This window comes from Bradyrhizobium arachidis (assembly GCF_024758505.1).
In the GTDB taxonomy this organism is placed as follows: domain Bacteria; phylum Pseudomonadota; class Alphaproteobacteria; order Rhizobiales; family Xanthobacteraceae; genus Bradyrhizobium; species Bradyrhizobium manausense_C.
Window position 1 is genome coordinate 4088080 of the sequence record NZ_CP077970.1, and the last position, 23791, is coordinate 4111870.

The 23791-nt window shown below is 63.5% G+C and carries 22 protein-coding genes and 1 tRNA gene; 16 read left to right on the plus strand and 7 right to left on the minus strand.

What is annotated here, in order from left to right; translation table 11 throughout:
* Positions 1-5: 5 nt before the first annotated feature.
* Entirely contained in the window at positions 6-968 is a 963-nt protein-coding gene (locus KUF59_RS18620) for a radical SAM protein (protein WP_212456601.1), read from the minus strand.
* 130 nt (positions 969-1098) lie between these two features.
* The gene (locus KUF59_RS18625; protein WP_212456600.1) at positions 1099-1773 is read right to left on the minus strand and encodes a TetR/AcrR family transcriptional regulator; all 675 of its coding nucleotides are present in this window, start codon (positions 1771-1773) and stop codon (positions 1099-1101) included.
* A 208-nt stretch (positions 1774-1981) separates the two neighbouring features.
* On the opposite strand from KUF59_RS18625, the gene KUF59_RS18630 reads away from it, so the two are divergent.
* The 3 genes from KUF59_RS18630 to KUF59_RS18640 all read left to right on the plus strand — a co-directional run bounded on the left by KUF59_RS18630 (position 1982) and on the right by KUF59_RS18640 (position 5022).
* Positions 1982-3217 (plus strand): acyl-CoA dehydrogenase family protein, encoded by a 1236-nt coding sequence (locus KUF59_RS18630; protein ID WP_212456599.1) that lies wholly within the window; start codon positions 1982-1984, stop codon positions 3215-3217.
* Positions 3218-3344: 127 nt separating this feature from the next.
* Positions 3345-4403 carry a phosphotransferase family protein gene (locus KUF59_RS18635; protein ID WP_212456598.1) on the plus strand — a complete coding sequence of 353 codons (1059 nt, stop codon included), beginning with the start codon at positions 3345-3347 and terminating at the stop codon, positions 4401-4403.
* Between the two features lie 211 nt (positions 4404-4614).
* Entirely contained in the window at positions 4615-5022 is a 408-nt protein-coding gene (locus KUF59_RS18640) for an ACT domain-containing protein (protein WP_212456597.1), read from the plus strand.
* 113 nt (positions 5023-5135) lie between these two features.
* Here the strand turns inward: KUF59_RS18640 and KUF59_RS18645 are convergent, their stop codons facing one another.
* Positions 5136-5780 carry a TetR/AcrR family transcriptional regulator gene (locus KUF59_RS18645; protein WP_249140112.1) on the minus strand — a complete coding sequence of 215 codons (645 nt, stop codon included), beginning with the start codon at positions 5778-5780 and terminating at the stop codon, positions 5136-5138.
* A gap of 95 nt (positions 5781-5875) precedes the next feature.
* Between KUF59_RS18645 and KUF59_RS18650 the strand changes: the two genes are divergently transcribed.
* The gene (locus tag KUF59_RS18650; RefSeq protein ID WP_258769839.1) at positions 5876-6361 is read left to right on the plus strand and encodes an anthrone oxygenase family protein; all 486 of its coding nucleotides are present in this window, start codon (positions 5876-5878) and stop codon (positions 6359-6361) included.
* 87 nt (positions 6362-6448) lie between these two features.
* Here KUF59_RS18650 and argE read toward each other — a convergent pair whose 3' ends face one another.
* Positions 6449-7627: an acetylornithine deacetylase gene (gene argE / locus KUF59_RS18655; protein ID WP_212456983.1), complete on the minus strand. Its 1179-nt coding sequence runs from the start codon at positions 7625-7627 to the stop codon at positions 6449-6451.
* 19 nt (positions 7628-7646) lie between these two features.
* A complete protein-coding gene (locus KUF59_RS18660) occupies positions 7647-8591 on the minus strand; it encodes a LysR family transcriptional regulator (protein ID WP_212456595.1) in 945 nt (314 codons plus the stop codon).
* A 153-nt stretch (positions 8592-8744) separates the two neighbouring features.
* Between KUF59_RS18660 and KUF59_RS18665 the strand changes: the two genes are divergently transcribed.
* A complete protein-coding gene (locus tag KUF59_RS18665) occupies positions 8745-10007 on the plus strand; it encodes an MFS transporter (RefSeq protein ID WP_212456594.1) in 1263 nt (420 codons plus the stop codon).
* Between the two features lie 126 nt (positions 10008-10133).
* Here the strand turns inward: KUF59_RS18665 and KUF59_RS18670 are convergent, their stop codons facing one another.
* Positions 10134-10919: an SDR family NAD(P)-dependent oxidoreductase gene (locus KUF59_RS18670; protein WP_212456593.1), complete on the minus strand. Its 786-nt coding sequence runs from the start codon at positions 10917-10919 to the stop codon at positions 10134-10136.
* A gap of 133 nt (positions 10920-11052) precedes the next feature.
* On the opposite strand from KUF59_RS18670, the gene KUF59_RS18675 reads away from it, so the two are divergent.
* Together KUF59_RS18675 and KUF59_RS18680 are read left to right on the plus strand one after the other, a co-directional pair.
* A complete protein-coding gene (locus tag KUF59_RS18675) occupies positions 11053-11754 on the plus strand; it encodes a histidine phosphatase family protein (protein WP_212456592.1) in 702 nt (233 codons plus the stop codon).
* A 69-nt stretch (positions 11755-11823) separates the two neighbouring features.
* Positions 11824-12591 carry an SDR family NAD(P)-dependent oxidoreductase gene (locus tag KUF59_RS18680; protein WP_212456591.1) on the plus strand — a complete coding sequence of 256 codons (768 nt, stop codon included), beginning with the start codon at positions 11824-11826 and terminating at the stop codon, positions 12589-12591.
* Positions 12592-12777: 186 nt separating this feature from the next.
* Here the strand turns inward: KUF59_RS18680 and KUF59_RS18685 are convergent, their stop codons facing one another.
* Positions 12778-14001 (minus strand): serine hydrolase domain-containing protein, encoded by a 1224-nt coding sequence (locus tag KUF59_RS18685; protein ID WP_212456590.1) that lies wholly within the window; start codon positions 13999-14001, stop codon positions 12778-12780.
* 148 nt (positions 14002-14149) lie between these two features.
* On the opposite strand from KUF59_RS18685, the gene KUF59_RS18690 reads away from it, so the two are divergent.
* The 9 genes from KUF59_RS18690 (at position 14150) to rpoB (ending at position 23752) form a co-directional block, all read left to right on the plus strand.
* Positions 14150-14225: transfer RNA gene (locus KUF59_RS18690), tRNA-Trp, on the plus strand.
* Positions 14226-14513: 288 nt separating this feature from the next.
* Complete coding sequence (gene secE, locus KUF59_RS18695) at positions 14514-14705, plus strand: preprotein translocase subunit SecE (RefSeq protein ID WP_140976499.1); 192 nt, start codon at positions 14514-14516, stop codon at positions 14703-14705.
* Entirely contained in the window at positions 14705-15259 is a 555-nt protein-coding gene (nusG, locus tag KUF59_RS18700; protein WP_212456589.1) for a transcription termination/antitermination protein NusG, read from the plus strand. The genes secE and nusG overlap by 1 nt, the downstream gene beginning before the upstream one ends.
* 163 nt (positions 15260-15422) lie before the next feature.
* Positions 15423-15851, plus strand: a complete 429-nt coding sequence (rplK, locus tag KUF59_RS18705; protein ID WP_128933125.1) for a 50S ribosomal protein L11 — start codon at positions 15423-15425, stop codon at positions 15849-15851.
* A 6-nt stretch (positions 15852-15857) separates the two neighbouring features.
* Positions 15858-16550 carry a 50S ribosomal protein L1 gene (gene rplA, locus KUF59_RS18710; RefSeq protein WP_212456588.1) on the plus strand — a complete coding sequence of 231 codons (693 nt, stop codon included), beginning with the start codon at positions 15858-15860 and terminating at the stop codon, positions 16548-16550.
* A gap of 93 nt (positions 16551-16643) precedes the next feature.
* On the plus strand, positions 16644-17609 hold the full coding sequence (locus KUF59_RS18715; RefSeq protein ID WP_212456587.1) for a 2-hydroxyacid dehydrogenase: 966 nt from the start codon (positions 16644-16646) through the stop codon (positions 17607-17609).
* Positions 17610-18184: 575 nt separating this feature from the next.
* Entirely contained in the window at positions 18185-18703 is a 519-nt protein-coding gene (gene rplJ / locus KUF59_RS18720) for a 50S ribosomal protein L10 (protein WP_027520974.1), read from the plus strand.
* Positions 18704-18754: 51 nt separating this feature from the next.
* Complete coding sequence (gene rplL, locus KUF59_RS18725) at positions 18755-19132, plus strand: 50S ribosomal protein L7/L12 (protein WP_212456586.1); 378 nt, start codon at positions 18755-18757, stop codon at positions 19130-19132.
* A gap of 501 nt (positions 19133-19633) precedes the next feature.
* A complete protein-coding gene (gene rpoB, locus KUF59_RS18730; RefSeq protein WP_212456585.1) occupies positions 19634-23752 on the plus strand; it encodes a DNA-directed RNA polymerase subunit beta in 4119 nt (1372 codons plus the stop codon).
* The last annotated feature ends 39 nt before the right edge of the window (positions 23753-23791 follow it).

Here is a 23791-nt window from a genome sequence, read left to right on the forward strand (position 1 = left end):
CGCGCCTATCTGTCGATGAACCGGGCGCGCTTTTGCATGTCCTGATACATCTCGCAGGTCGAGCAGGGGATGTCGTTGCGCGGGCCGCGTTGTCCCGTCAGCATCTGCCGGGCGTACTGCATCTTCTCGTGGTTGACACCAGCCGCGAGCCCGTCGGTGAAGGCGTTGCCGCCAAAATCACCCCAAAAATTCCGGCAGCAGCCGAGCATCTTGCCGTCCCAATTGATCTGCGGATCGTCCCAGAGCTGGTGACAGAGACTGCTCAGATATTTGTGGCCGTTCTTCTGTTCGTACTCCGCGCGCGAGATCGGCGCGTCTCCAAGTTGCGCACGAACGAAGTTTTCGTCGCGAATGGGCGACAGCTTCGGGTCCCAGTTCATCTTCGCGTTGAATCCCATGCCAAGCTCGGCCGCCATCGCGCGCGCCACGGGAAGCTCGTGCTCATTGTGACCGAACACGATGAACTGCCAGACCAGGCGCGGCAGCTCCGAGCCGTACTGGCGCTTGAAGGCATTGATCGCGCGAATGTTGGAGATCACGGCATCGAAGTCACCCCTGACGCGATAGATGCGGTAGGTCTCGGCACTTGCGCCGTCGATCGAGCACCGCATGATCTGGACCTCGTAGCGGACCAGCGCCTCGAGCATGTCCTCCCGGGCATTGTTGAGATTGACCGAATTCTCGATCGTGACCGCGATGTGCTTGCGATGCGCATATTCGAGAATGTCGACGAGCTGCGGGTTGAGAAAAATCTCGCCATAGTTCGAGATTTCGATCCGCTCGATTTCAGGGTTGCGATCGACGAGTTGCCTAAAATCCTCGAACTTCAGAAAACCACTTCCGATCGCCGGCTGGATCGCCCCTGTCGTCGTTGGACAGGAGGGGCACCGCAACTGACAGAATGAGGAGGCTTCCAGCCGGATGCGCCGAGGCGCTATCGGTGGCGGCGAGGGCGCGCCGTAGGCCATCGGGTGCGTGCCTTTCAATTGCGATGTTGTCGCGAAGGATCGCGACGCCAACGAGTCTAGCCGGTCTCGCCCGGCAGGCAATCACATTTCGGGATGCCCGGCCGGCAATATCCCTGGAGCGCTGGTCGCGTCAACGCGCTTCCCGCGCGACGAGCTTGGGAGGCGTCTTGCTAGCCGCCGTCTTTCCCGCCGTCAGCGCCATCGTGGACACGCTCACCACGCGCTCGATGATGTCTTCGACGTCGTCGAGATCGCATTTGCCTTCCGACAGTTTGATCAGTCGCTCGCTCTCGCGGATGGTGTGGTGCGCCATCGCGAGCGCAAAGTTCAGGCCCCAATAGATCTCGACGTCGCTGCGATCGGGCAGGGACCTTCGCATTGCGGCGGCGAACTTCCGCAAATGGTCGATCTCGCGATTCTTGATGCGGCGGATCGGCGGCACCGATTCGATCGAGGCGCGGATCATGAAGCGCGCCGCGGTCGAGCGCTGGTTCGCAGGGCCCAGGCAGCCGCGCAGGGGCGGGCCGACCAGCGCGCGAACAATCTCGTCGATCGGGGCGCGGCCGCCGCCGTCTTCCTCTGCTGCCTTCAACGCCCGCAGACGTTCGCGGTTGGTCGCGATCGAGCGGGTGACGAACAGTTCTGCGATCAATTCGTCCTTCGAGCCAAAATGGTAATTCACCGCCGCGAGGTTGACGTTGGCCTCGGCAACGATGTCGCGCAGCGTCACGTCGCCAAAACCGCGATCGGCGTAGAGCCGTTCGGCGGCGGCGAGAATGGCAGATCTGGTCTGATCACTGGCCATGGGTGCCTCGGCGGGGGGAGTTGCAATTCAAACAGTTGTATGAAACTATCGTTTGAAGGTCGGGAAAAGTCAATCCGCAACAGAGAACCAGTCGCAACTGCGGCACGGTTCCCGTGGGCCCGCCGCAGGCAACCCGCTTGCGGGCCGCGCGAGGCGGGAGGACAGTCCGGCGTAAAAGATTGTTCGGCTAAGAAACGAGGAGCGTCCCATGGACTTCGATATGTCGCCAAAGCAGAAGGAATGGCTCGACCGCGTGCAGTCCTTCATGACCAAGCACGTCCGCCCGGCGGTTCCGATCTACAACCAGCAGGACCAGAGCGGCGAGCGCTGGAAGGTGATCCCGATCCTCGAGGACCTCAAGAAGAAGGCGAAGGCCGAAGGCCTCTGGAATATGTTCATGCCGCCGAACGAGCATGAGGATGATGAATTCCGTGGTGCGGGATTGACCAATCTCGAATACGCGCTGCTGTCGGAGCAGATGGGCCACATCGCCTGGGCCTCGGAAGTCTTCAACTGTTCCGCACCCGACACCGGCAACATGGAAGTGTTCATGCGCTACGGCACCAAGGAGCAGAAGCGCAAATGGCTGCGTCCGCTGATGGACGGCGAGATCCGCTCCGCCTTCCTGATGACGGAACCGGCGGTGGCTTCGTCTGACGCCACCAACATCGAGACCCGCATCGAGCGCGACGGCGATCACTACGTCATCAACGGCCGCAAATGGTGGTCGTCCGGCGTCGGCGATCCCCGCTGCAAGATCGCGATCCTGATGGGCAAGACCGATTTCAACGCCGCAAAGCATCAGCAGCAGTCGCAGATCCTGGTTCCGCTCGACACCCCCGGCATCAAGGTCGAGAAGATGCTGCCGGTGTTCGGCTTCGACGACGCGCCGCACGGCCACGCCCAGGTGCTGCTCGAAAACGTGCGGGTGCCGAAGGAGAATATCCTGTTAGGGGAGGGCCGCGGCTTCGAGATCGCGCAGGGCCGCCTCGGTCCGGGCCGCATCCACCACTGCATGCGCACGATCGGCAAGGCCGAAGAAGCGCTGGAGAAGATGGTTCGTCGGCTGTCGTCGCGCACCGCCTTCGGCAAGAAGATCGTCGAGCACAGCGTGTGGGAGCAGCGCATCGGCGAAGCCCGCACCAACATCGAGATGACGCGCCTTCTGTGCCTCAAGGCCGCCGACATGATGGACAAGGTCGGCAACAAGACCGCACAGGCCGAAATCGCCATGATCAAGGTCGCAGCGCCCAACATGGCGCTGAAGATCATCGACGAGGCGATCCAGGCCTATGGCGGTGCCGGCGTTTCCGACGAAGCTGGTCTTGCCAAGGACTATGCCGGCATCCGCACGCTGCGTCTCGCCGACGGTCCGGACGAGGTGCATAATCGCGCCATTGCCAGACTTGAAATCCGGAAGTATGCAAACTCTCCCAAGCACTAAAAGGGAGAGCCTGATGGCGCTCCCGTAAGAAAAGACCTGATGCGATCCCGATCGGCGCGACCGCTTGACGCAAGTGCGCGGGCGGTTACCGATTAGGATCGTGCAGGACTAGAGAGGGAGCGTCACCGTGGCTGACGGCGTCAGGAAAGACGAAGAGTTTTCGGGCACAAAACCGGTCGAGGAGCGGCATCGCTTCGACGAGTTGCGGCTCGAAGGCTGGATGCGCGAGAACGTCGAAGGCTTTGAGGGGCCGCTGGTTGTCCTGCAATTCAAGGGCGGCCAGTCCAACCCGACCTATCGGCTCAACACGCCGAATCGCTCCTACGTGATGCGCCGAAAGCCCTTTGGCAAACTGCTGCCCTCGGCGCATGCGGTCGATCGCGAATATCGCGTCATCGCAGCCCTTGGAAAACAGGGCTTTCCGGTCGCAAAGGCGTACGCGCTCTGCCAGGACGACGGGATCATTGGCGCTGCCTTCTACATCATGTCGATGGAAGAGGGCCGGGTGTTCTGGGATCCGACGCTGCCGAGCCAGACGGGCGATGCGCGGCGAAAGATCTTCACCAGCAAGATCGAGACGCTCGCCAATCTCCACATGTTCGATCCGACCGCGATCGGCCTCGGCGAGTTCGGCAAGCCGGGCAATTATTTTGCTCGCCAGATCGATCGCTGGACCAAGCAGTATCGCGCGTCCGAGACCCAGCACATTCCTGAGTTCGAGAAGGTCGCCGAATGGCTGCCGCGCACGGTGCCGGAACAGGCGCGCATCTCGATCGTCCATGGCGATTATCGCCTCGACAACATGATTTTCCACGCGACGGAACCGCGCGTGCAGGCCGTGCTGGACTGGGAGCTGTCGACGCTCGGCGATCCCATGGCCGACTTCACCTATCTGTTGATGCAGTGGATCATGCCGGGCCTCGATGGCGCCGACCTCAAGGCGCTCAACATCCCGAGCCTGGAGGAGGCGGCGCAGATCTATTGCAACGTCACCAAGATGAGCGTCCCCGACCTCAACTGGTATTTTTCCTACAATCTCTTCCGCCTTGCCGGCATCACGCAAGGTATCGCCGGCCGCGTCCGCGACGGCACCGCCGCCAACGCCAAGGCCATGGAGTCGGCCAAGCGCACCGTGCCGCTGTCGTTGGCGTCGTGGGAATACGCACAGAAGGCAGGCGCGGTTTGAGGGAGCGAGCGCGGTTCGATCTAGCCGCGCCTTTGTGATTGTGGCTCTCGCTTTCCTCGTACTCTGCGTCATTGCCCGCGAAGGCGGGCAATCTAGTATTCCAGAGACGGGGATGGGATACGGACAAGCCGCGGCGTACTGGATGCCCCGCCTTCGCGGGGCATGACGGAGTGGAGGCGCCAGACGCGCCGATCGAGAGAAACGCGTCGCCATGTCAGCCGAGCGCAATCTTCAGACCTTGCTCCGACAGATGAACCCCGAGATGCGGGACGGCATCTTCGTATTCTCCACGCTTCCCGCAGACAGCAAAATCCCCGACGCGATCGCGCCGCTGCTGACCTTCAGTGAGCGCGAAGGCACAACACTCGTCATGCGCCGCGAGGACGCCGACAGCATCGGGCAAACCTGGCAATTCGCATCACGCCTGATCACGCTGAACGTTCATTCCTCACTCGAGGCGGTCGGCTTCCTCGCGGCGATCGCAACGCGCCTTGCGGATGCCGGCATCAGCATCAACGCGGTGTCGGCGTTCTATCATGATCATCTGTTCGTGCCCGCCGACAGGGCCAATGAGGCTCTTGCGCTTTTGCAAGGCATGTCAGGCCCGCGATCAGGATAATTTCGCAGCCCGGGTGAGCCAACGGGTCGGCGCGAAGCGTCGCCCGATGACAGGCTCCGCGATACCGGGACGGCCGTCCCGCATGTCGCTTCGCTCATGCGGGCTACGCTTGCTCAACGCTCCATCGCCGACAAATCCCTCGGCAGCATGTTCTTGAACAGCGCCAGCACCCGCCGCGCCTCTGCGGGCGGTAGCGTGATTGCGTGACGGACCGCGGCCGCGATCAAGACCATCGTCAACTCGGCGAAATTGGTGAGCGCCGCGGCCGGCGTCTTCGGCGCGACACGTTGCAGGGACTCGCGGAGCAGGCCGGCGAGATAGGCGACGTCGTCCTGATCGATCTTCTGCAAGGCGCGGTCGGCCTGCGTGGCCTGCCAGATGTGGTGCATGGTCGGATGCTCCCGGAACATCCTCACATAGCCGTCGGTGATCCGGCACAGGGCAGGGTGAAGGTCCGACAATTTCTTCATGTCGGCGAGGTCGCGCCGCACGCAGTCGTGCCCGACCGAATTGTAGCGCTCGGCGAGCGTTCCGATGATCGCGCTCTTGTCGGGAAAATATTGATAGAGCGAGCCGAACGCGATGCCGGTGCGCTCGACGATATCGCTCATCCGGAAGGCGTCGCTGCCCTTTTCGGTGATCACCTCAGCCGCGCAGGCGAGGATCCGGTCAAATCGCTCGCGGCTGCGCTCTTGGGCGGGAACGAGCGGCGTCCGGCCCGCAGGGGCGGCCTCCTTGTCCATGCGTCGTCTGGCCAACGGTTCCTTGCTCCAAAATGAGTTGACGACAGGAATAAGAGAGTTTATCGCATTTATCAAATGCGAGAAGTTATCGTATTTTGGAGATGCCTTTTATGCGCCAGCTCCTCACGACCGGCCTGCTCTGGTTTTCGGCGATCGGCTGCGGCCTCATCGCCGGGCTCTATTTCGCCTTCTCGACTTTCATCATGACCGCGCTCGGCCGCATCGATCAGGCCGCCGGCATCGCGGCGATGAACAGCATTAATGTCGAGATCGTGCGCTCGCTGTTCATGCCCTTCTTTCTCGGCACGACAGTGTCGTGCGCCGCGCTCGCGGTGATGGGCCTGTTGCGCCTGAGCGAGCCGGGCGGTGCCGCGATGATCGTGGGCGGCGGTGCCTACGTGATCGGAATGTTTGTGGTAACCGTGGTGTTCAATGTGCCGCTGAACAACGCGCTCGCCGCGGTCCGGCCGTCGAGTCCCGAGGCGGCGTCATTGTGGGCCGTCTATCTCAAGGACTGGACGTTCTGGAACCACGTGCGCACGGTCGCCTCGCTCGGCGCCTCCGCGCTCTTCATCGCGGCGCTCGCGGGCAGCTAGTTCGCTTCGTAGCCCGGATGAGCGTAGCGATATCCGGGTCAAGTGTCCCCGCATGTCGCTTCGCTCATGCGGGCTACGCAGCTTTGGCTATGAGCCCGTCGCCGCGCAATGCGCAATCAACCCCGCGACGAACTCGCCACACTTCAGCAGTTCCGACATCTCGACGAACTCGTCCGGCGTATGCGCCTGCGCGATCGAGCCGGGGCCGATGACCACCGACGGCACGCCGGCCATGCTGACGAACAGGCTCGCCTCGGTGCCGAAGGCGACTTTTGCGTGGTCGTTGCGTCCCGCGAGCTTTTTCGCGAGCGTGACGATGGCGTCGTCGGCCGGTGTGTCGAGGGCGGGATAGTCGAGGATCTCCTCGAAATCGATGCCGCAATCCGGATGTCGTGCTTTCATCGCAGGCTCGATCTCGGCCTTCGCCCAGGAGACGATGGCATCCGTCACCTCCCGCGATTCCGTGATGCCGATACCGCGGCATTCGAACTCGACGGTGCAGGTATCAGGCACGATGTTGAGCGCGGCGCCGCCATGCACGATCGAGGTGAGCAGAGTCGAGTGCGGAACGTCGTAGAGGCTGTTCGGCTGCGTCTCTGCGGCCAGCGCGTCGGCGCGGCGGCGGATCTCCGTGATCAGCTCGGCGGCATATTCGATGGCGTTGACGCCGTCGGGGGCGATCGAGGAGTGTTTTGCAAGGCCCTTGAACGTCGCGCGCACGCCGTGCTTGCCCTTGTGGCCGATGATCACCTTCATCTCGGTCGGCTCGCCGACGAAGCAGCCGAGCGGCTTCACCTTCTTGCGGTCGACCTCGCGCAGCATCGGACGCACGCCGACGCAGCCGATCTCCTCGTCGTAGGAGATCGCCAGATGAATCGGCGTCTTGAGTTTTGCCTCGACCATGTCAGGCACCATGGCGAGGCACACCGCGACAAAACCCTTCATGTCAGTCGTGCCGCGCCCGTAGAGCTTGCCGTCGCGCTCGACCAGCTTGAAGGGATCATGCGTCCAGTCCTGTCCCACGACCGGAACGACGTCGGTATGCCCCGAGAGCACAAGGCCCGGCCGGTTCGCCGGCCCGATGGTAACCCAGAGCGAGGCCTTCTGCCCGGTCTCGTCGACGATCCGCTCGCCCTTGATGCCGAGGGAAGCGAGATAGCTCTCGACATAGGCGATCAAGGGCAAGTTGGACCGATCACTGATCGTGTCGAAGGCAACGAGGTCGGTGAGCAGCTTGCGGATACAGTCGGGTCTTGGGTTTGGCAGTCTTGGGCTTGGCATCAGTTTACTCGATAGGTTTGGAGAAGGGGCTTTCCGGCTGTTCGGTCCGGATGAAGTTGGCGAGTGAACGCGCGGCTGGCGTCAATGACCCGCGCGCGGGAACGGCAACGGCGGTCTCGAGCGACATCCTGAGATCCAGCGGGCGGAACACCATGGACTTTTCGGGACGCAGTTCGAGCGGGAAAGGATTGAGGATCGCAACGCCAAGACCGGCGCGGACCATCTCGACCACGAAGGTCGAGGTCGACGCTTCCGCGACGATCGTGGGTTCCGACCTGACCGCGGCAAAAGCGGCGTCGAGCTTGTTGCGCAGTGGAAAGCGGCGGCTCAGCGCGATCATGCGCTCGCCGACGAGATCGCCGATCGCAAGCTCGGGGCGCGCGGCGAGCCGGTGCCGCCGCGGCAGGAGCACGTGCGGGCGTGCGCGCCTGAAGATTTCCAGTCGCACGCCGTCGTGCGACGTGGCCTGGTCCACCAGCGCGAGTTCGGCGCTGCCGTCGGCAACGGCGCCAAGGCAATCCATCGACTTGCCGACTTCCACGTGAACGTGCGTGCCCGGCTCGCGCGCGATGAAGCGTGCCAGGAGAGGTGCGAGGAAAAGATTGGCGAGCGTCGGTGGCGCGGCAACGCGGATCGCGGTGGCACCATCGCTGCGCGGCGCTGCAAGCTGATCGAGCAGATCGAACACGACGGCGGCACGCGCTTCCAGCGCAAGTGCCTCCGCTGTTGGCGCGAGGCGTCCGTTGCGGCGCGCGAACAGCGGCTGTCCGAGCCGGGCTTCCAGGCTCGCGATCGCGCGCGACACCGACGGCTGCGAGGTGCCGAGTTGACGCGCCGCTTGCGTCGTCTTGCCCGTCGCAATCATCGCCCGCAGCGCTTCGATCTCGCGCAGCGAGGGACGAAGCTTGGCGCCATCGGCGATCTCAGCGGTGTTGGTTTTTCTATTCATTCATCGCATAGAAATTTGAAAAGGAAATAAATATTTGCATAGGCTGATCCTGCGTGCAAGCTTTTTGCCGCACGAAGAACCGAGGCCGCGCGGCGCGGCTGCGGGAATTGCCAGGAAACGGGGGACAGCGTGAGCGCAATTGCGGAACGTGGGATGACGAATGAACGACAGTCGGTGGGCCGCGCGGCCGTGGCCGCGACCGTCGGCAACATGCTCGAATGGTACGACTTCACGATCTACGCCGCGTTCGCGGTGCCGATCTCGAAGGCGTTCTTTCCCGCCGACAGCGAGGTGGTGTCGCTGCTGCTCGGCTTCGTGACTTTCGGCATCGGCTTCGTTGCGCGCCCCTTCGGCGCGATGGTGCTCGGCAGTTTCGCCGATCGCCGCGGTCGCCGCGACGCGCTGAGCCTGACCATCCTGCTGATGGCGCTCGGCACCGGGATCATCGCGCTGTGTCCGGGCTATGATCGCATCGGGCTTGCGGCGCCGGTCATCATTCTGCTCGCCCGCATCATCCAGGGCTTTTCGGCGGGTGGCGAGATCGGTGGCGCGGTCTCGACGCTGGTCGAGCATGCACCTCCCGCACGCCGCGGCTTCTATGCGTCATTCCAGCAGATGTCGCAAGGCGGCTCGACCATGCTGTCCGGCCTCGTTGCACTCACCATTTCGTTGGCACTGCCGGCTTCCGCCGTTACCGAATGGGGCTGGCGTCTTGCCTTCGTCGTCGGGCTCCTGATCGCACCGGTCGGCCTCTACATCCGTCGCGAGCTCGAAGACGCGCCGCTGTTCAAGGCGTCCGATCATGCAACGGAAGCGCCGATCCGCTCCGTACTACGCGACCATTGGCGCACGGTGCTGACCGGCATGCTGGTGGTCATGCTGTGGACGGTCGCGCAATATATCGTGAATTATTTCCCGACTTTTGCGGCGCGCGAGCTGAAAGTGCCGCTGTCGCAGTCTTATCTTGGTCCGCTTACGGTCGGCACGGTTCTCCTGTTCTGTCCACTGGTCGGTGCGCTGGCCGATCGCTTCCGGCGTCAGCGCGTGATGCTCGTCGGCGCCGCCGGGCTTGCGATCGTTGCCTATCCGGCCTTCGCTTACCTGATTGCGTCGCCGACGCCGGAACGCCTGATATCGAGCCAGATCGCAGTCGCGGTCTTCATGCTGATCTATACGGCGCCGGCATCGGCCGTGCTGGCTGAGCTGTTCCCGACGAAGGTGCGTGCCACCGGCATTTCGCTCACCTACAGCCTCGGCGTTGCAATCTTCGGCGGCTTCACGCCGGCGATCATCACCGCGTTGATCAACTGGACTGGATGGCCGATTGCGGTGGCGTTCTATCTGGCGGGCGCGGCGTTGATCAGCCTGCTGACGGTGCTGACGCTTCGGGACCGGACCGGCGAGGCGTTGTCGTAAGCCGCCCGGTCACGCGTCGGCGAAGCGCGGGTCCGGAGTGCCGCGTTTCGCCCCGCGCCGCCAGGGTGGGTCCCGGCTCAGCGGCGCGTCATTTCATGCCGCACCGCATCCGGGACACGCGGGCTGTCACACCGGCTTACCCGTATAGGGCATCGATGCCGTCAGGCCGCCGTCGACCGGGAAGGCCTGACCATTCACATACGACGCTTCGTCGCTCGCCAGGAACAGTCCCATCGCGGCGAGCTCGTGCGGCTGGCCGGGGCGCTTCAGCGGGTTGAGCTGGCCGATCTTGTCTGATGTGCCGCGCTCCTTGGCGCGATCGAAGATCGGTTTGGTCATGCCGGTCTCGATCAGGCCGGGGCACACCGCGTTGATGCGCACGCCGGTGCCGGTGAGCGAGTAGGCGGTGGTCTGCACCAGGCTGATCACGCCGGCCTTGCTGGCGGCATAGGGATGACCGCTGGCGCCCGCCTTGAGGCCCGCGACCGACGCGGTCAGAACGATCGAGCCATATTGCTGCTTCACCATGTGCGGCATCGCGTGCTTCACGGCGAGGAACGGTCCGATCAGATTGACGCGCAAAACTTCCTGCCACTGCTCGACCGTCTGCTCGCCGAGCGGCACGAGTCCGCCCGAGACGCCTGCGTTGGCCCAGATCACGTCGAGCCGACCATGGGCCTTCACCGCGCGGTCGATGACGGCAATGACGTCCTTCTCGGAGCCCGCATCGGCCATCATCGCTTCGGCGATGCCGCCGGCTTTCTTCACCTCGTCGACGGTCTCCTTCACCGCTTCGGTGCGATCGACCGCGATCAGCTTTGCGCCTTCTTTGGTGAACAGGAGCGCCGCCGCACGGCCGATGCCGCTGCCTGCGCCAGTGATGATGACGGATTTGCCCTGCAGGCGGCCCATGCGTTGCTCCCTTTGGCTCACGCGCGACGCTTGCCGCGCGACGGAATTTCAAACAAGATTTCAAACACGCTAGTCACTTGAGACGCGTTCGCTACTGACGTACAGCGACATCAAACGGGATGGAAGGGTTTCGATGAAGTCCGATCAAGACAAGCCCAAGGTCGTCACGACGCGGTGGTGGTGGGTCCGTCACGCGCCGGTGCGCAATGACGGCGGCAACATCTACGGTCAGGCCGACCTCGCCTGCGACACCAGCGACACCTACGTGTTCAACGCGGTCGCGAAAGTTCTGCCGCGCGATGCGGTGTGGTACTCTAGCAATCTGATGCGTACGCATCAGACCGCGGAAGCGATCTGGGCGGCCGGTTTTCCAAAGCCCGCAACGATGAAATGGGAAGCTGATCTCGCCGAACAGCATCTCGGCCAATGGCAGGGCACGAGCCGCGCCGCGTTCCTCGCCAGCCGTCCGCCGGGCAGTAGCTGGTTCGCCGACATCAACGTTCCAGCGCCTGGCGGCGAAAGCTTCATGGATCTCTATAACCGCACCCGCCGCACCATCGAGCGGATCAACGTCGAGGCCGCCGGGCAGGACGTGATCGCGGTCGCGCATGGCGGCACGATCAAGGCGGCGCTCGGGCTCGCGCTCGATGGTCAGCCGGAGCGGGGCCTGTCCTTCGACATCGACAATTGCTCGGTGACGCGGCTCGACTATTTTGCAACTCCCGAGCGCAAGGTCTGGCGCCTGCCGATGGTCAATCAGCAGCCGTGGATCGCCGACGACGCGCACGCAGCGATGCATCAGCCGGCGGGGCCGGAAGTCAAGAAACTCGCCTGAGCCTTTGTCCGATCACTTGGGCGCGGCGCAGGCTTCAAACAAATTGAACTCGTACTCTGGGAGAGACACATGACCTTGTTCGACATGAAGGGAAAAGTCGCCGTCATCACCGGCTCGACGCGCGGCATCGGGCTTGCGATCGCCGAGCGCATGGCCGAGCACGGCGCCAAGGTGGTGATCTCCTCGCGCAAGGCTGACGTCTGCGACCAGGTCGCCAAGGACATCAACGACAAGTTCGGCAAGGGCACCGCGGTCGCCATCGCCGCCAACATCTCCTCGAAGGAGAATCTGCAGAACCTGATCGACGAGAGCAATCGCGCCTTCGGCAAGATCGACGTGCTGGTCTGCAACGCCGCGTCGAACCCGTATTACGGTCCGCTCGCCGGCATCTCCGATGATCAGTTCCGAAAGATCCTCGACAACAACATCGTCGCCAACAACTGGCTGATCTCGATGGTGGTGCCGCAGATGATCGAGCGCAAGGACGGCTCGATCATCATCGTGTCCTCGATCGGCGGGTTGAAGGGCTCGACCATCCTCGGCGCCTACGCCATCTCGAAGGCCGCCGACATGCAGCTCGCACGCAACCTCGCCTGCGAATACGGCAAGCACAACATCCGCGTGAACTGCATCGCGCCCGGCCTGATCAAGACCGACTTTGCCAAGGCGCTGTGGGATAATCCGGAGAACCTGAAGGCCTCGACCTCGCGCTCGCCGCTCTTGCGCATCGGCATCCCCGACGAGATCGCGGGCGCAGCCGTGTTCCTGGGCTCCAAGGCCGGCGACTTCATGACGGGACAGACCATGGTCATCGACGGCGGCGCGACGATCAGCTGACGCGATAGAGCGGGGCACGCAAGCAGCCCAACACACATCTGTCATCGCCCGCGAAGGCGGGCGATCCAGTATCCCAGAGGCGGGAGTTGTGTGAACGAACTGGCGCCGCGAAGTACTGGATGCCCCGGTCAAGCCGGGGCATGACAGTGAGAGTGGGGAAGCAGCGTTGCTACTACGCGAAGGACATCACTCCACCGCCGCGTAAACCAGATCCCGCACCAGCGTCCGCGTGTAGTCGCGCTGGCCGGGGCCCTGGCTCATGAACACAGCGAAAAGGTCCTCCTTCGGATCGATCCAGAAGAAGGTGCCGGCGATGCCGCTCCAGAAATACTGGCCGACGCTGCCCGGGAACGGCGCGATGCCGGCCTCGCGGCGCACAGCGAAGCCGAGACCAAAGCCGTGGCCGGGTGCGAGCAGCGTGCCGTTGGTCGGCACGTCCGGCCCGAGGTGATCGGACGCCATCAGCTCCAGCGTCTTGCGGCCGATGATCCTGTTGCCGTCGAGCGTGCCGCCATTGCGCAACATCAGCGCGAAGCGCGCGTAGTCCATCGTGGTGGTGACGAGACCGCCGCCGCCGGACTCCATCACCGGCTTCTCCAGCATGTTGAAGAGAGCGACCTTGTCGCCGGTCCATGGATCGGTCGGGAAGGCCTCCGCAAGGCGGCCGGCATTGGCCTCACTGGTCGAGAAGCCGGTGTCGGCCATCTGCAGCGGCGCAAGGATGCGCTGGTTGAGGAACGTGCCGAGCGATTGGCCGCTGATGATCTCGATGATGCGGCCAAGGATGTCGGTCGAGCGGCTGTAATTGAACTCCGCGCCGGGATGGCAGACGAGGGGAAAGCTCGCGACCAGCGCCGCGTGCTCGGCATTGGTGATCTTGCGGCTGCGCACCCGCGATTCCTGATAGAGCTTGTGCACGGGGCCGTCGCCCTGGTGCTCATAGGTCAGGCCCGAGGTGTGGCGCAGCAGGTCCTGCACCGTCATCGGCCGCTTGGGTGGAACCAGCTCCAGCTTGCCGTTCGCCACGATGCCGACCTTCTGCTCCGCGAATTCCGGGATGAACTTTGATACGGGGTCGCCGAGCAGGAGGTGGCCGTCCTCGACCAGCATCATGATGCCGACCGAGACGATCGGCTTGGTCATGGAGAAGGCCCGGAAGATCGAATCATGCGCCATCGGTACGCTGGCCGCCGGGTTCTGCCTGCCGAGCGCCTCGAACCAGCCGACCTGGCCGCGGCGGGCCACCAGCACGGTCACGCCGGGGACGGTTCCCTTGTCGATCTCGCGCTTGAAGGTATCAGACATCACCTGCAGGCGGGCAGGGGACAAACCGAGCGTTTCGGGCTTGGCCTGCGGCAAAGGCGGGGTCTGCGGGGCGGTGACGGGCTTTACGGCGGCTTGGGGGGGCATGGTCTCTCCCGGGTTGTTCTTGTTGTTGAAGATGAACTGTGGCCCAGAAGTCGCGGCCTGAACAAGCCGTCTGCTCGCGCTTCTCCCTTGCAATCCGGCCGCCCCCTGTGCTTGAAAGCGGCCCTGAGCCGCGGCGACGCAGGTTCGTAGGAGTGTAGCTCAATTGGTAGAGCACCGGTCTCCAAAACCGGGGGTCGCAGGTTCGAGCCCTGCCACTCCTGCCAGCGAACGCTGCCAGTAACCCCTTGATCCCGAACCTTTCCGAAGCGGCATCGAGCATCCCTGCGTATCGGCAGCAGCCGCCGATACCTTGACCTTTGGCCGCATCCGCAGTAGATACCCGCCACCTGCAGCCGGCCCGTTAAACGCGGATCTCCGGCGCGGCTTTGAAATCCCCGAACAATCGAGCCCGGTTTCCGGCTCATCCTTCTGATTGAGGGCTGGGCCCAAGGCGGCTGTTCGGATCCCCGATAATCTTTAGCCGTCTCGCGACGGACGTTGGACACCGAACGATGGCGATCAGCCCGTTTAAATTCTTGCAGGAAGTGCGCTCGGAGACCGCCAAGGTTACCTGGCCGACCCGTCGTGAGACCACGATCACCACCATCATGGTGTTCGTCATGGTCGCGCTGGCGTCGATCTTCTTCTTCGCCGCCGACCAGATCATCCGCTACCTCGTCACCCTCCTTTTGGGCGTTCACTGATGGCAACAGCTACAGCACAACTGTCCGACAAGCGCTGGTATATCGTCCACGCCTACTCGAACTTCGAGAAGAAGGTCGCCGAATCGATCCGCGAGCAGGCGAAGCAGCGCGGGCTCGAGGAACTGTTCGAGCAGGTCTTGGTGCCGACCGAGAAGGTCACGGAAGTGCGCCGCGGCCGCAAGATCGACGCCGAGCGAAAGTTCTTCCCGGGCTATGTGCTGGTGAAGATGAAGCTGACCGACGAGGCGTTCCATCTCATCAAGAACACGCCGAAGGTGACCGGCTTCCTCGGCGCCGAAAACAAGCCGATGCCGATCTCGGAGAACGAGGCGATGCGCATCCTGCACCAGGTGCAGGAGGGCGTTGAGCGGCCGAAGGCGTCGGTGTCGTTCGAGATCGGCGAGAACGTGCGCGTGGCCGACGGCCCGTTCGCGTCGTTCTCCGGTGTGGTCGAGGAAATCGACGAGGCGCGTTCGCGCCTGAAGGTCGCGGTGTCGATCTTCGGCCGTGCAACGCCGGTCGAACTGGAATTCGGTCAGGTCGAGAAGGTCTGACCGCAATAGCGCGGAGCGCGTCTCTGCGTTGAACCAAAAGCGCGGAGCGCGTCTCTGCGTTGAATAAGGCCGTGGGAGGAAGAGGGCGGTTGCCAGCCGCGCTCGATCCCAACCACGGAACCTGAAACCGCTGGCCGATAGGCCGGCACAACAGGAGTGATACATGGCAAAGAAAGTGACCGGATACCTGAAGCTTCAGGTCCCGGCCGGTGCGGCGAACCCGTCGCCACCGATCGGTCCCGCGCTTGGTCAGCGCGGTCTCAACATCATGGAATTCTGCAAGGCGTTCAATGCCCAGACCCAGAAGGAAGAGAAGAACACCCCGATCCCCGTGATCATCACCATCTATGCGGACCGTTCCTTCACCTTCGAGATGAAGACGCCACCGATGTCCTACTTCCTCAAGCAGGCTGCAAAAATCCAGTCCGGCTCGAAGGCGCCGGGCCGTGACAAGGCCGGCAAGGTGACCAAGGCGCAGGTGCGCGAGATCGCCGAGAAGAAGATGAAGGATCTCAATTGCGACAGCATCGAGTCGGCCATGAAGATGGTCGAGGGCTCTGCCCGTTCGATGGGTCTGGAAGTGGCGGGGTAAGCGGTCATGGCAATCGGAAAGCGTTTGAAGAAAGCCCGCGAAGGCGTTGACCGCGAAAAGCTCTATCCGCTCGCGGAGGCCATCAAGATGGTCAAGGAGCGCGCCAAGTCGAAGTTCGACGAGACGATCGAGATCGCGATCAATCTCGGCGTCGATCCCCGTCACGCCGACCAGATGGTCCGCGGCGTCGTCAACCTGCCGAACGGCACCGGCCGCACGCTGCGCGTCGGCGTGTTCGCCCGTGGCGCCAAGGCTGACGAGGCCAAGGCTGCCGGTGCCGACGTTGTCGGCGCCGAAGACCTGGTCGAGAAGGTGCAGAACGGCACGATCGATTTCGACCGTTGTATCGCCACTCCCGACATGATGCCGCTGGTCGGCCGTCTCGGTAAGGTGCTCGGCCCGCGCGGCCTGATGCCGAACCCGAAGATCGGTACCGTCACCATGGACGTCACCAACGCCGTGAAGGGCGCGAAGGGCGGCTCGGTCGAGTTCCGCGTCGAGAAGGCCGGCATCGTGCAGGCCGGCGTCGGCAAGGCCTCGTTCTCCGAGGAGAAGCTGGTCGAGAACGTCAAGGCGCTCACGGATGCGGTCGCCAAGGCGAAGCCGGCCGGTTCCAAGGGCACTTACATCCAGCGCGTTGCGGTGTCCTCGACCATGGGTCCCGGCGTGAAGGTCGAGCCGGGCACCATCCTCGGCTGAAGCGATAGATAAAGAGATGAGGGCAGGGGCGGAATTGGGCAACCGATTCCGCCCCTTCCGTTTGTGCGGCGGACTTCGGGAGAAATAACAACAATGGCTGACAAGGTCCTGATCTACTCGCGCTTTCCGAAGACGATGATGACGCGCTTTGCGGAAGCGTTCGAGCTGCTCGACACCGCGGGCAAGCCGGCGCACGAGGTGTTTCCCGCCGAGGAGCTCGCCGGCGTTCGCGCGGTGCTGACGGCGGGCGGCACGCCGCTCGGCGGCGCCGAGATGGATCGCTTCCCGAAGCTCGGCGCGATCGTCTGCTACGGCACCGGTTATGACGGCGTCGACCTGAAGGCGGCCGCCGCGCGCAACATCGCGGTCGGCCATAGCCCCGGCGCCAATGCTGCTTCGGTTGCCGACATCGCGATGACGCTGATGCTGGCCGCCACTCGGCGCATCCTGGTCGCCGACCAATATGTCAGGAGCGGCGATTGGGCCGCCTCGAGACAGTCGCCGATGATGCGGCCGCAGGCGGGGATGCCGAGCCGCCGGATCGGCGTCTACGGCATGGGCGAGATCGGCCGGAAGATTGCCGCGCGCTGTGCCGCGTTCGAATCCGAGGTTGGTTATTTCAGCCGCAGCCGGCACGATTTGCCCTATCAGTACTTTCCGACGCTCGAAGCGATGGCCGACTGGTGCAGCGTGCTGATGGTGGCGGTGCGCGCGAGCGCGGAGACCAACCACGTCGTCAACGCCGATATCCTCAAGCGGGTGGGCGCCGACGGCTTCATCGTCAATATCTCCCGCGGCTCGGTCATCGACGAAGCGGCGCTGGTTGCGGCGCTGACCGACGGGACCATCGCTGGCGCCGGCCTCGACGTCTATGCGAGGGAACCCCATGTGCCCGACGCGCTGACGGCGCTGCCCAACGTGGTCCTCAGCCCGCATATCGGCGGGCACACGCTCGATTCGCATGTCGCCATGCAGAACTGCGTCCTGGCCAATCTGACCGCGCTCTTCGATGGCAAGCCGCTGCCCCATGATGTGCGGCCCGAGGGCAAAACGGCCTGAATCGGGTGCTTTCGGCCAGGTCAAGTGCTTTGGCCAATCGATTGGAACTGGTGTGAATTTTGCCCTTGGCAAGCGCCACCGGAGCGGTTAAAGAACCGCATCCGGACGTGCTGGCGGTGGCTGGCGCGTTCGTGCACGCATTCCGAAAACCCGACACGATAGGAGACCATTCCTCTTTGGGATATCCGACAGGATTTGCCCGAAAGGAAGGGGAACCGCTTCGCTAGGCGGAAGGCGCGCAGGGGTTAACCGGCATGCCGGCTGACCTCGTCCTGTCCAAGACTGCAGGCGCCCGCGGAGAATTCAGGTTCTTCAACGGCTTAATCGCACGGCCTGCATAGACGGGTGAAGACCGGATTTCGCTTCGCAGCCTTGCCTTCGGGCGGCTCGGAATGGGTTTGGTTCGGACCTCGACACCCCGTGGGCCCAAAAGGCTTCGGGAGGGCAGGCTTTAATTGTCGTCTCGCCCCGGCGTGTCCAAAGGGTTTTGACCCAGAGGTTCAGGTTTGGGTGGGACGATGGGTGCAACCCGGCAGTCCCGCTTTCGCGCGACTGCCAACCGGAGAGAGCTTGCTGTGGAACGAGCGGCAAAAAAAGAGGCGGTCGAACAGCTCAATGAGGTCTTCAAGACCACGAGCGTCGCGGTCGTTGCTCAATATTCCGGCCTCACCGTGGCCCAGATGCAGAAGCTGCGCATGCAGATGAAGCAGGCGGGTGCGTCGGTGAAGGTCTCGAAGAACCGTCTCGCCAAAATTGCTCTTGAAGGCACTGACGTCGTTGCCATCGGCCCCATGCTGAAGGGGCCGACCGTGATCGCTACTTCGAACGATCCGGTGGCGGCGCCAAAGGTCGCCATCGATTTCGCCAAGGCGAACGAGAAGTTCGTCATCATTGGCGGCTCGATGGGAAAGACCGTCCTGAATGTCGACGGCGTGAAGGCGCTTGCCTCGCTGCCGTCGCTTGACGAACTGCGCGGCAAGATCGTCGGCCTCATCGTGGCCCCGGCGACCAAGCTGGCCCAGCTCGCCAATGCGCCCGCGGGCAAGCTCGCGCGCGTCATCCAGGCTCATGCCTCAAAGGGCGAAGCGGCCTGACGCCCTTCGCAAAACTCAAACCCGAACCAAACGACTTAAGGAAACAGAACTATGGCTGACTTGCAGAAGATCGTTGACGACCTCTCGAGCCTCACCGTGCTCGAAGCTGCCGAACTCGCGAAGCTCCTCGAAGAGAAGTGGGGCGTCTCGGCCGCCGCGGCCGTTGCCGTGGCCGGTCCCGCCGCTGGTGGCGCTGCCGCCGCTCCGGCCGAAGAGAAGACCGAGTTCACGGTCGTTCTCGCCAGCGCCGGCGACAAGAAGATCGAAGTCATCAAGGAAGTCCGCGCCATCACCGGCCTGGGCCTGAAGGAAGCAAAGGACCTCGTCGAGGGCGCGCCGAAGCCGGTCAAGGAAGGCGTGAACAAGGAAGAGGCCGACAAGATCAAGGTCCAGCTCGAGAAGGCTGGCGCGAAGGTCGAGCTCAAGTAAGCGCAGCTTATTGGAGCGAGATCCCGGGCGGGCGTCAGCGCGACCCGGGATCCAGACCCGCAAATTCGATGGCCGTGTTCGGCCGCGGAGAGGCGGGTCTAATGCAAAAGGCGTGCGACGGGACAACCCGACGCAGGCCGAACACGAAAAAGTGTGGGGATTTGAGGGCTTACCCCTCGAATCTCCTCTATTGTCGCCCCATATCGGGTCGGCAGCACGAAAGCGCGGCGGCGGAAAAGGCGAGCTTCCCGCAAGCCGTTGGGAGAGCAGGCTATTTCGGGCTTTTGCAGTCCGTGAAGACAATCGTTGTGACGGGCGGGTGCGCCTTCGCGCCCCGCGCGTCGTTTTGCGTTTTGAAGGTCTGAAGAACAGTTCAGGACTTTAGGGTCCGCAATTGGACTTCTGGCTCTCGAAACGGGTTCGAAAAATTCAACCCGGGGAACGGTGGCAGCCGTGTCCTGGAAGGCGCGCCCAAAGCGGGCGCCGAAATGAGAGGCCACGATGGCGCAGCAGACATTCACCGGTCGCAAACGCGTTCGCAAGTTCTTCGGACACATCAAGGAAGTCGCCGAGATGCCGAACCTCATCGAGGTTCAGAAGGCGTCCTACGACCAGTTCTTGATGGTCGAGGAACCCCAGGGCGGGCGGCCGGACGAAGGCTTGCAGGCGGTTTTCCGTTCGGTGTTCCCGATCTCGGACTTCTCCGGCACCTCCATGCTGGAATTCGTCCGCTATGAATTCGAGCCGCCGAAATACGACGTCGACGAGTGCCGCCAGCGCGGCATGACCTTCGCTGCGCCGCTCAAGGTGACGCTGCGCCTCATCGTGTTCGATATCGACGAGGAAACCGGCGCCAAGTCGGTGAAGGACATCAAGGAGCAGGACGTCTACATGGGCGACATCCCGCTCATGACGATGAACGGCACCTTCATCGTCAACGGCACCGAGCGCGTCATCGTCTCCCAGATGCACCGTTCGCCCGGCGTGTTCTTCGACCACGACAAGGGCAAGACCCACTCCTCGGGCAAGCTGCTGTTCGCCGCCCGCGTGATCCCGTATCGCGGCTCCTGGCTCGACATCGAGTTCGACGCCAAGGACATCGTCTATGCGCGTATCGACCGTCGCCGCAAGATTCCGGTGACGTCGCTGATGTTCGCCCTCGGTCTCGACGGCGAAACGATCCTGTCCACCTTCTACAAGAAGATCCTCTACAAGCGGACCAAGGAAGGCTGGCGCGTTCCGTTCGACGCCAACCGTTTCCGCGGCTACTCGACCATCAACGACCTGATCGACGCCGACACCGGCAAGGTCGTGCTCGAGGCCGGCAAGAAGCTCACCGTCCGTGCCGCCCGCCAGCTCCAGGAGAAGGGGCTGAAGGCGCTGCGCATGTCGGATGAGGAGCTGGTCGGCAACTACCTCGCCGAGGACCTCGTCAATCCGAAGACCGGTGAGATCCACGCCGAAGCCGGCGAGGAGATCACCGACAAGTCGATGAAGCTGCTGAACGAGCAGGGCTACAAGGAGCTGCCGCTGCTCGACATCGACCACGTCAATGTCGGCGCCTACATCCGCAACACGCTCTCGGCCGACAAGAACATGACGCGCGAGGACGCGCTGTTCGACATCTACCGCGTGATGCGTCCGGGCGAGCCGCCGACGCTGGATTCGGCGCAGGCGATGTTCCAGTCGCTGTTCTTCGACGCCGAGCGTTACGACCTCTCCGCGGTCGGCCGCGTCAAGATGAACATGCGCCTCGACCTCGATGCGCCCGACACCCAGCGCACGCTGCGCAAGGAAGACATCCTCTCCGTCATCAAGACGCTGGTGGACCTGCGCGACGGCAAGGGCGAGATCGACGACATCGACCACCTCGGCAACCGCCGTGTGCGCTCGGTCGGCGAGCTCATGGAGAACCAGTACCGCATCGGTCTGCTCCGCATGGAGCGCGCGATCAAGGAGCGCATGTCCTCAGTCGACATCGACACGGTCATGCCGCAGGACCTGATCAACGCGAAGCCCGCGGCTGCGGCCGTACGCGAGTTCTTCGGCTCCTCGCAGCTCTCGCAGTTCATGGACCAGACCAACCCGCTGTCGGAGATCACCCACAAGCGCCGTCTCTCGGCGCTTGGACCGGGCGGTCTGACCCGCGAGCGCGCCGGCTTCGAGGTGCGCGACGTGCATCCGACGCATTACGGCCGTATCTGCCCGATCGAGACGCCTGAAGGTCCGAACATCGGCCTGATCAACTCGCTCGCAACCTTCGCGCGCGTCAACAAGTACGGCTTCGTCGAGACGCCTTATCGTAAGGTGAAGGACGGTCGCGTCACCGACGAGGTCGTGTACCTCTCGGCGATGGAAGAGGGCCGCTACACCGTCGCGCAGGCCAACGTGCCGCTCGACGCCAAGGGCCGCTTCACCGAAGACCTCGTGGTCTGCCGTCACGCCGGCGAAGTCTTGCCGGTGACGCCGGACAAGGTCGACTACATGGACGTGTCGCCGAAGCAGCTCGTTTCGGTCGCCGCCGCGCTGATCCCGTTCCTCGAGAACGACGACGCCAACCGCGCGCTGATGGGCTCGAACATGCAGCGCCAGGCCGTGCCGCTGGTTCGCGCCGAAGCGCCGTTCGTCGGCACCGGCATGGAAGGCGTGGTGGCGCGTGACTCGGGTGCCGCGATCGCGGCGCGCCGTTCGGGCGTGATCGACCAGATCGACGCCACCCGCGTCGTCATCCGCGCCACGGAAGATCTCGATCCGACCAAGTCGGGCGTCGATATCTACCGCCTGATGAAGTACCAGCGCTCCAACCAGTCGACCTGCATCAACCAGCGTCCGCTGGTGAAGGTCGGCGACATCGTCAAGAAGGGCGATATCATCGCGGACGGTCCGTCGACCGACCTCGGCGAGCTCGCTCTGGGGCGCAACGTGCTCGTCGCGTTCATGCCGTGGAACGGCTACAACTTCGAAGACTCGATCCTGCTCTCCGAGCGGATCGTGAAGGACGACGTGTTTACCTCGATTCATATCGAAGAATTCGAGGTGATGGCCCGCGACACCAAGCTCGGACCTGAGGAAATCACCCGCGACATTCCGAACGTCTCGGAAGAAGCGCTGAAGAACCTCGACGAAGCCGGCATCGTCTACATCGGTGCGGAAGTGCGCGCCGGCGACATCCTGGTCGGCAAGATCACGCCGAAGGGCGAGAGCCCGATGACGCCGGAAGAGAAGCTGCTCCGCGCCATCTTCGGCGAAAAGGCCTCCGACGTGCGTGACACCTCGCTGCGCGTTCCTCCGGGCGTGCAGGGCACCATCGTCGAAGTCCGCGTCTTCAACCGCCACGGCGTCGACAAGGACGAGCGTGCGCTGGCGATCGAGCGGGAAGAGATCGAGCGTCTCGCCAAGGACCGCGACGACGAGCAGGCGATCCTGGACCGCAACGTCTACAGCCGTCTCGCCGACCTTCTCGAGGGACGGCAGGGCATCGCGGGCCCCAAGGGCTTCAAGAAGGACACCAAGATCACCCGTGCGGTGCTCGAGGAGTACCCGAAGTCGCAGTGGTGGCTGTTCGCCTCGCCCAACGACAAGCTGATGGCCGAGATCGAGGCCATGCGGAAGCAGTACGACGAGTCGAAGAAGGGGCTCGAGCAGCGCTTCCTCGACAAGGTCGAGAAGCTGCAGCGCGGTGACGAGCTGCCGCCCGGCGTGATGAAGATGGTCAAGGTCTTCGTCGCGGTGAAGCGCAAGATCCAGCCCGGCGACAAGATGGCCGGCCGCCACGGCAACAAGGGCGTGGTGTCGAAGATCGTGCCGATCGAGGACATGCCGTTCCTCGAGGACGGTACGCATGCCGACATCGTGCTCAACCCGCTGGGCGTGCCCTCGCGCATGAACGTCGGTCAGATCCTCGAGACGCATCTCGGCTGGGCCTGCGCGGGCCTTGGGCGGCGCATCGGCCAGACGGTCGATGCCTATCTGTCGAAGCAGGACATGAAGCCGCTGAAGGAAACCTTGAAGCGGATCTACGGCGACGACGAGACGATCAAGACGCTCAACGACGGCGAACTGATCGAGCTCGGCCGCAATCTGAGCCACGGCGTGCCGATCGCGACGCCGGTGTTCGACGGCGCCAAGGAGTCCGACATCGAGGAGATGCTGAAGCTCGCCGGTCTCGACGCTTCGGGTCAGTCGACCGTCTATGACGGCCGCACCGGCGATCCCTTCGATCGCAAGGTGACGGTGGGCTACATCTACATGCTCAAGCTGCACCATCTCGTGGACGACAAGATCCACGCGCGTTCGATCGGTCCGTACTCGCTCGTCACTCAGCAGCCGCTGGGCGGCAAGGCGCAGTTCGGCGGCCAGCGTTTCGGCGAAATGGAGGTGTGGGCGCTCGAAGCTTACGGCGCGGCCTACACGCTCCAGGAAATGCTGACCGTGAAGTCGGACGACGTCGCGGGACGAACCAAGGTGTACGAGGCGATCGTGCGCGGCGACGACACGTTCGAGGCCGGTATCCCGGAATCGTTCAACGTGCTGGTCAAGGAAATGCGCTCGCTCGGCCTCAACGTCGATCTGCACAATTCCAAGGTGGGACCGGCGCCGACGTCGGAAGCGGCCGAGTAATACGACCTTTCATGCCCGGCCTTTGCGGCCGGGCATCGG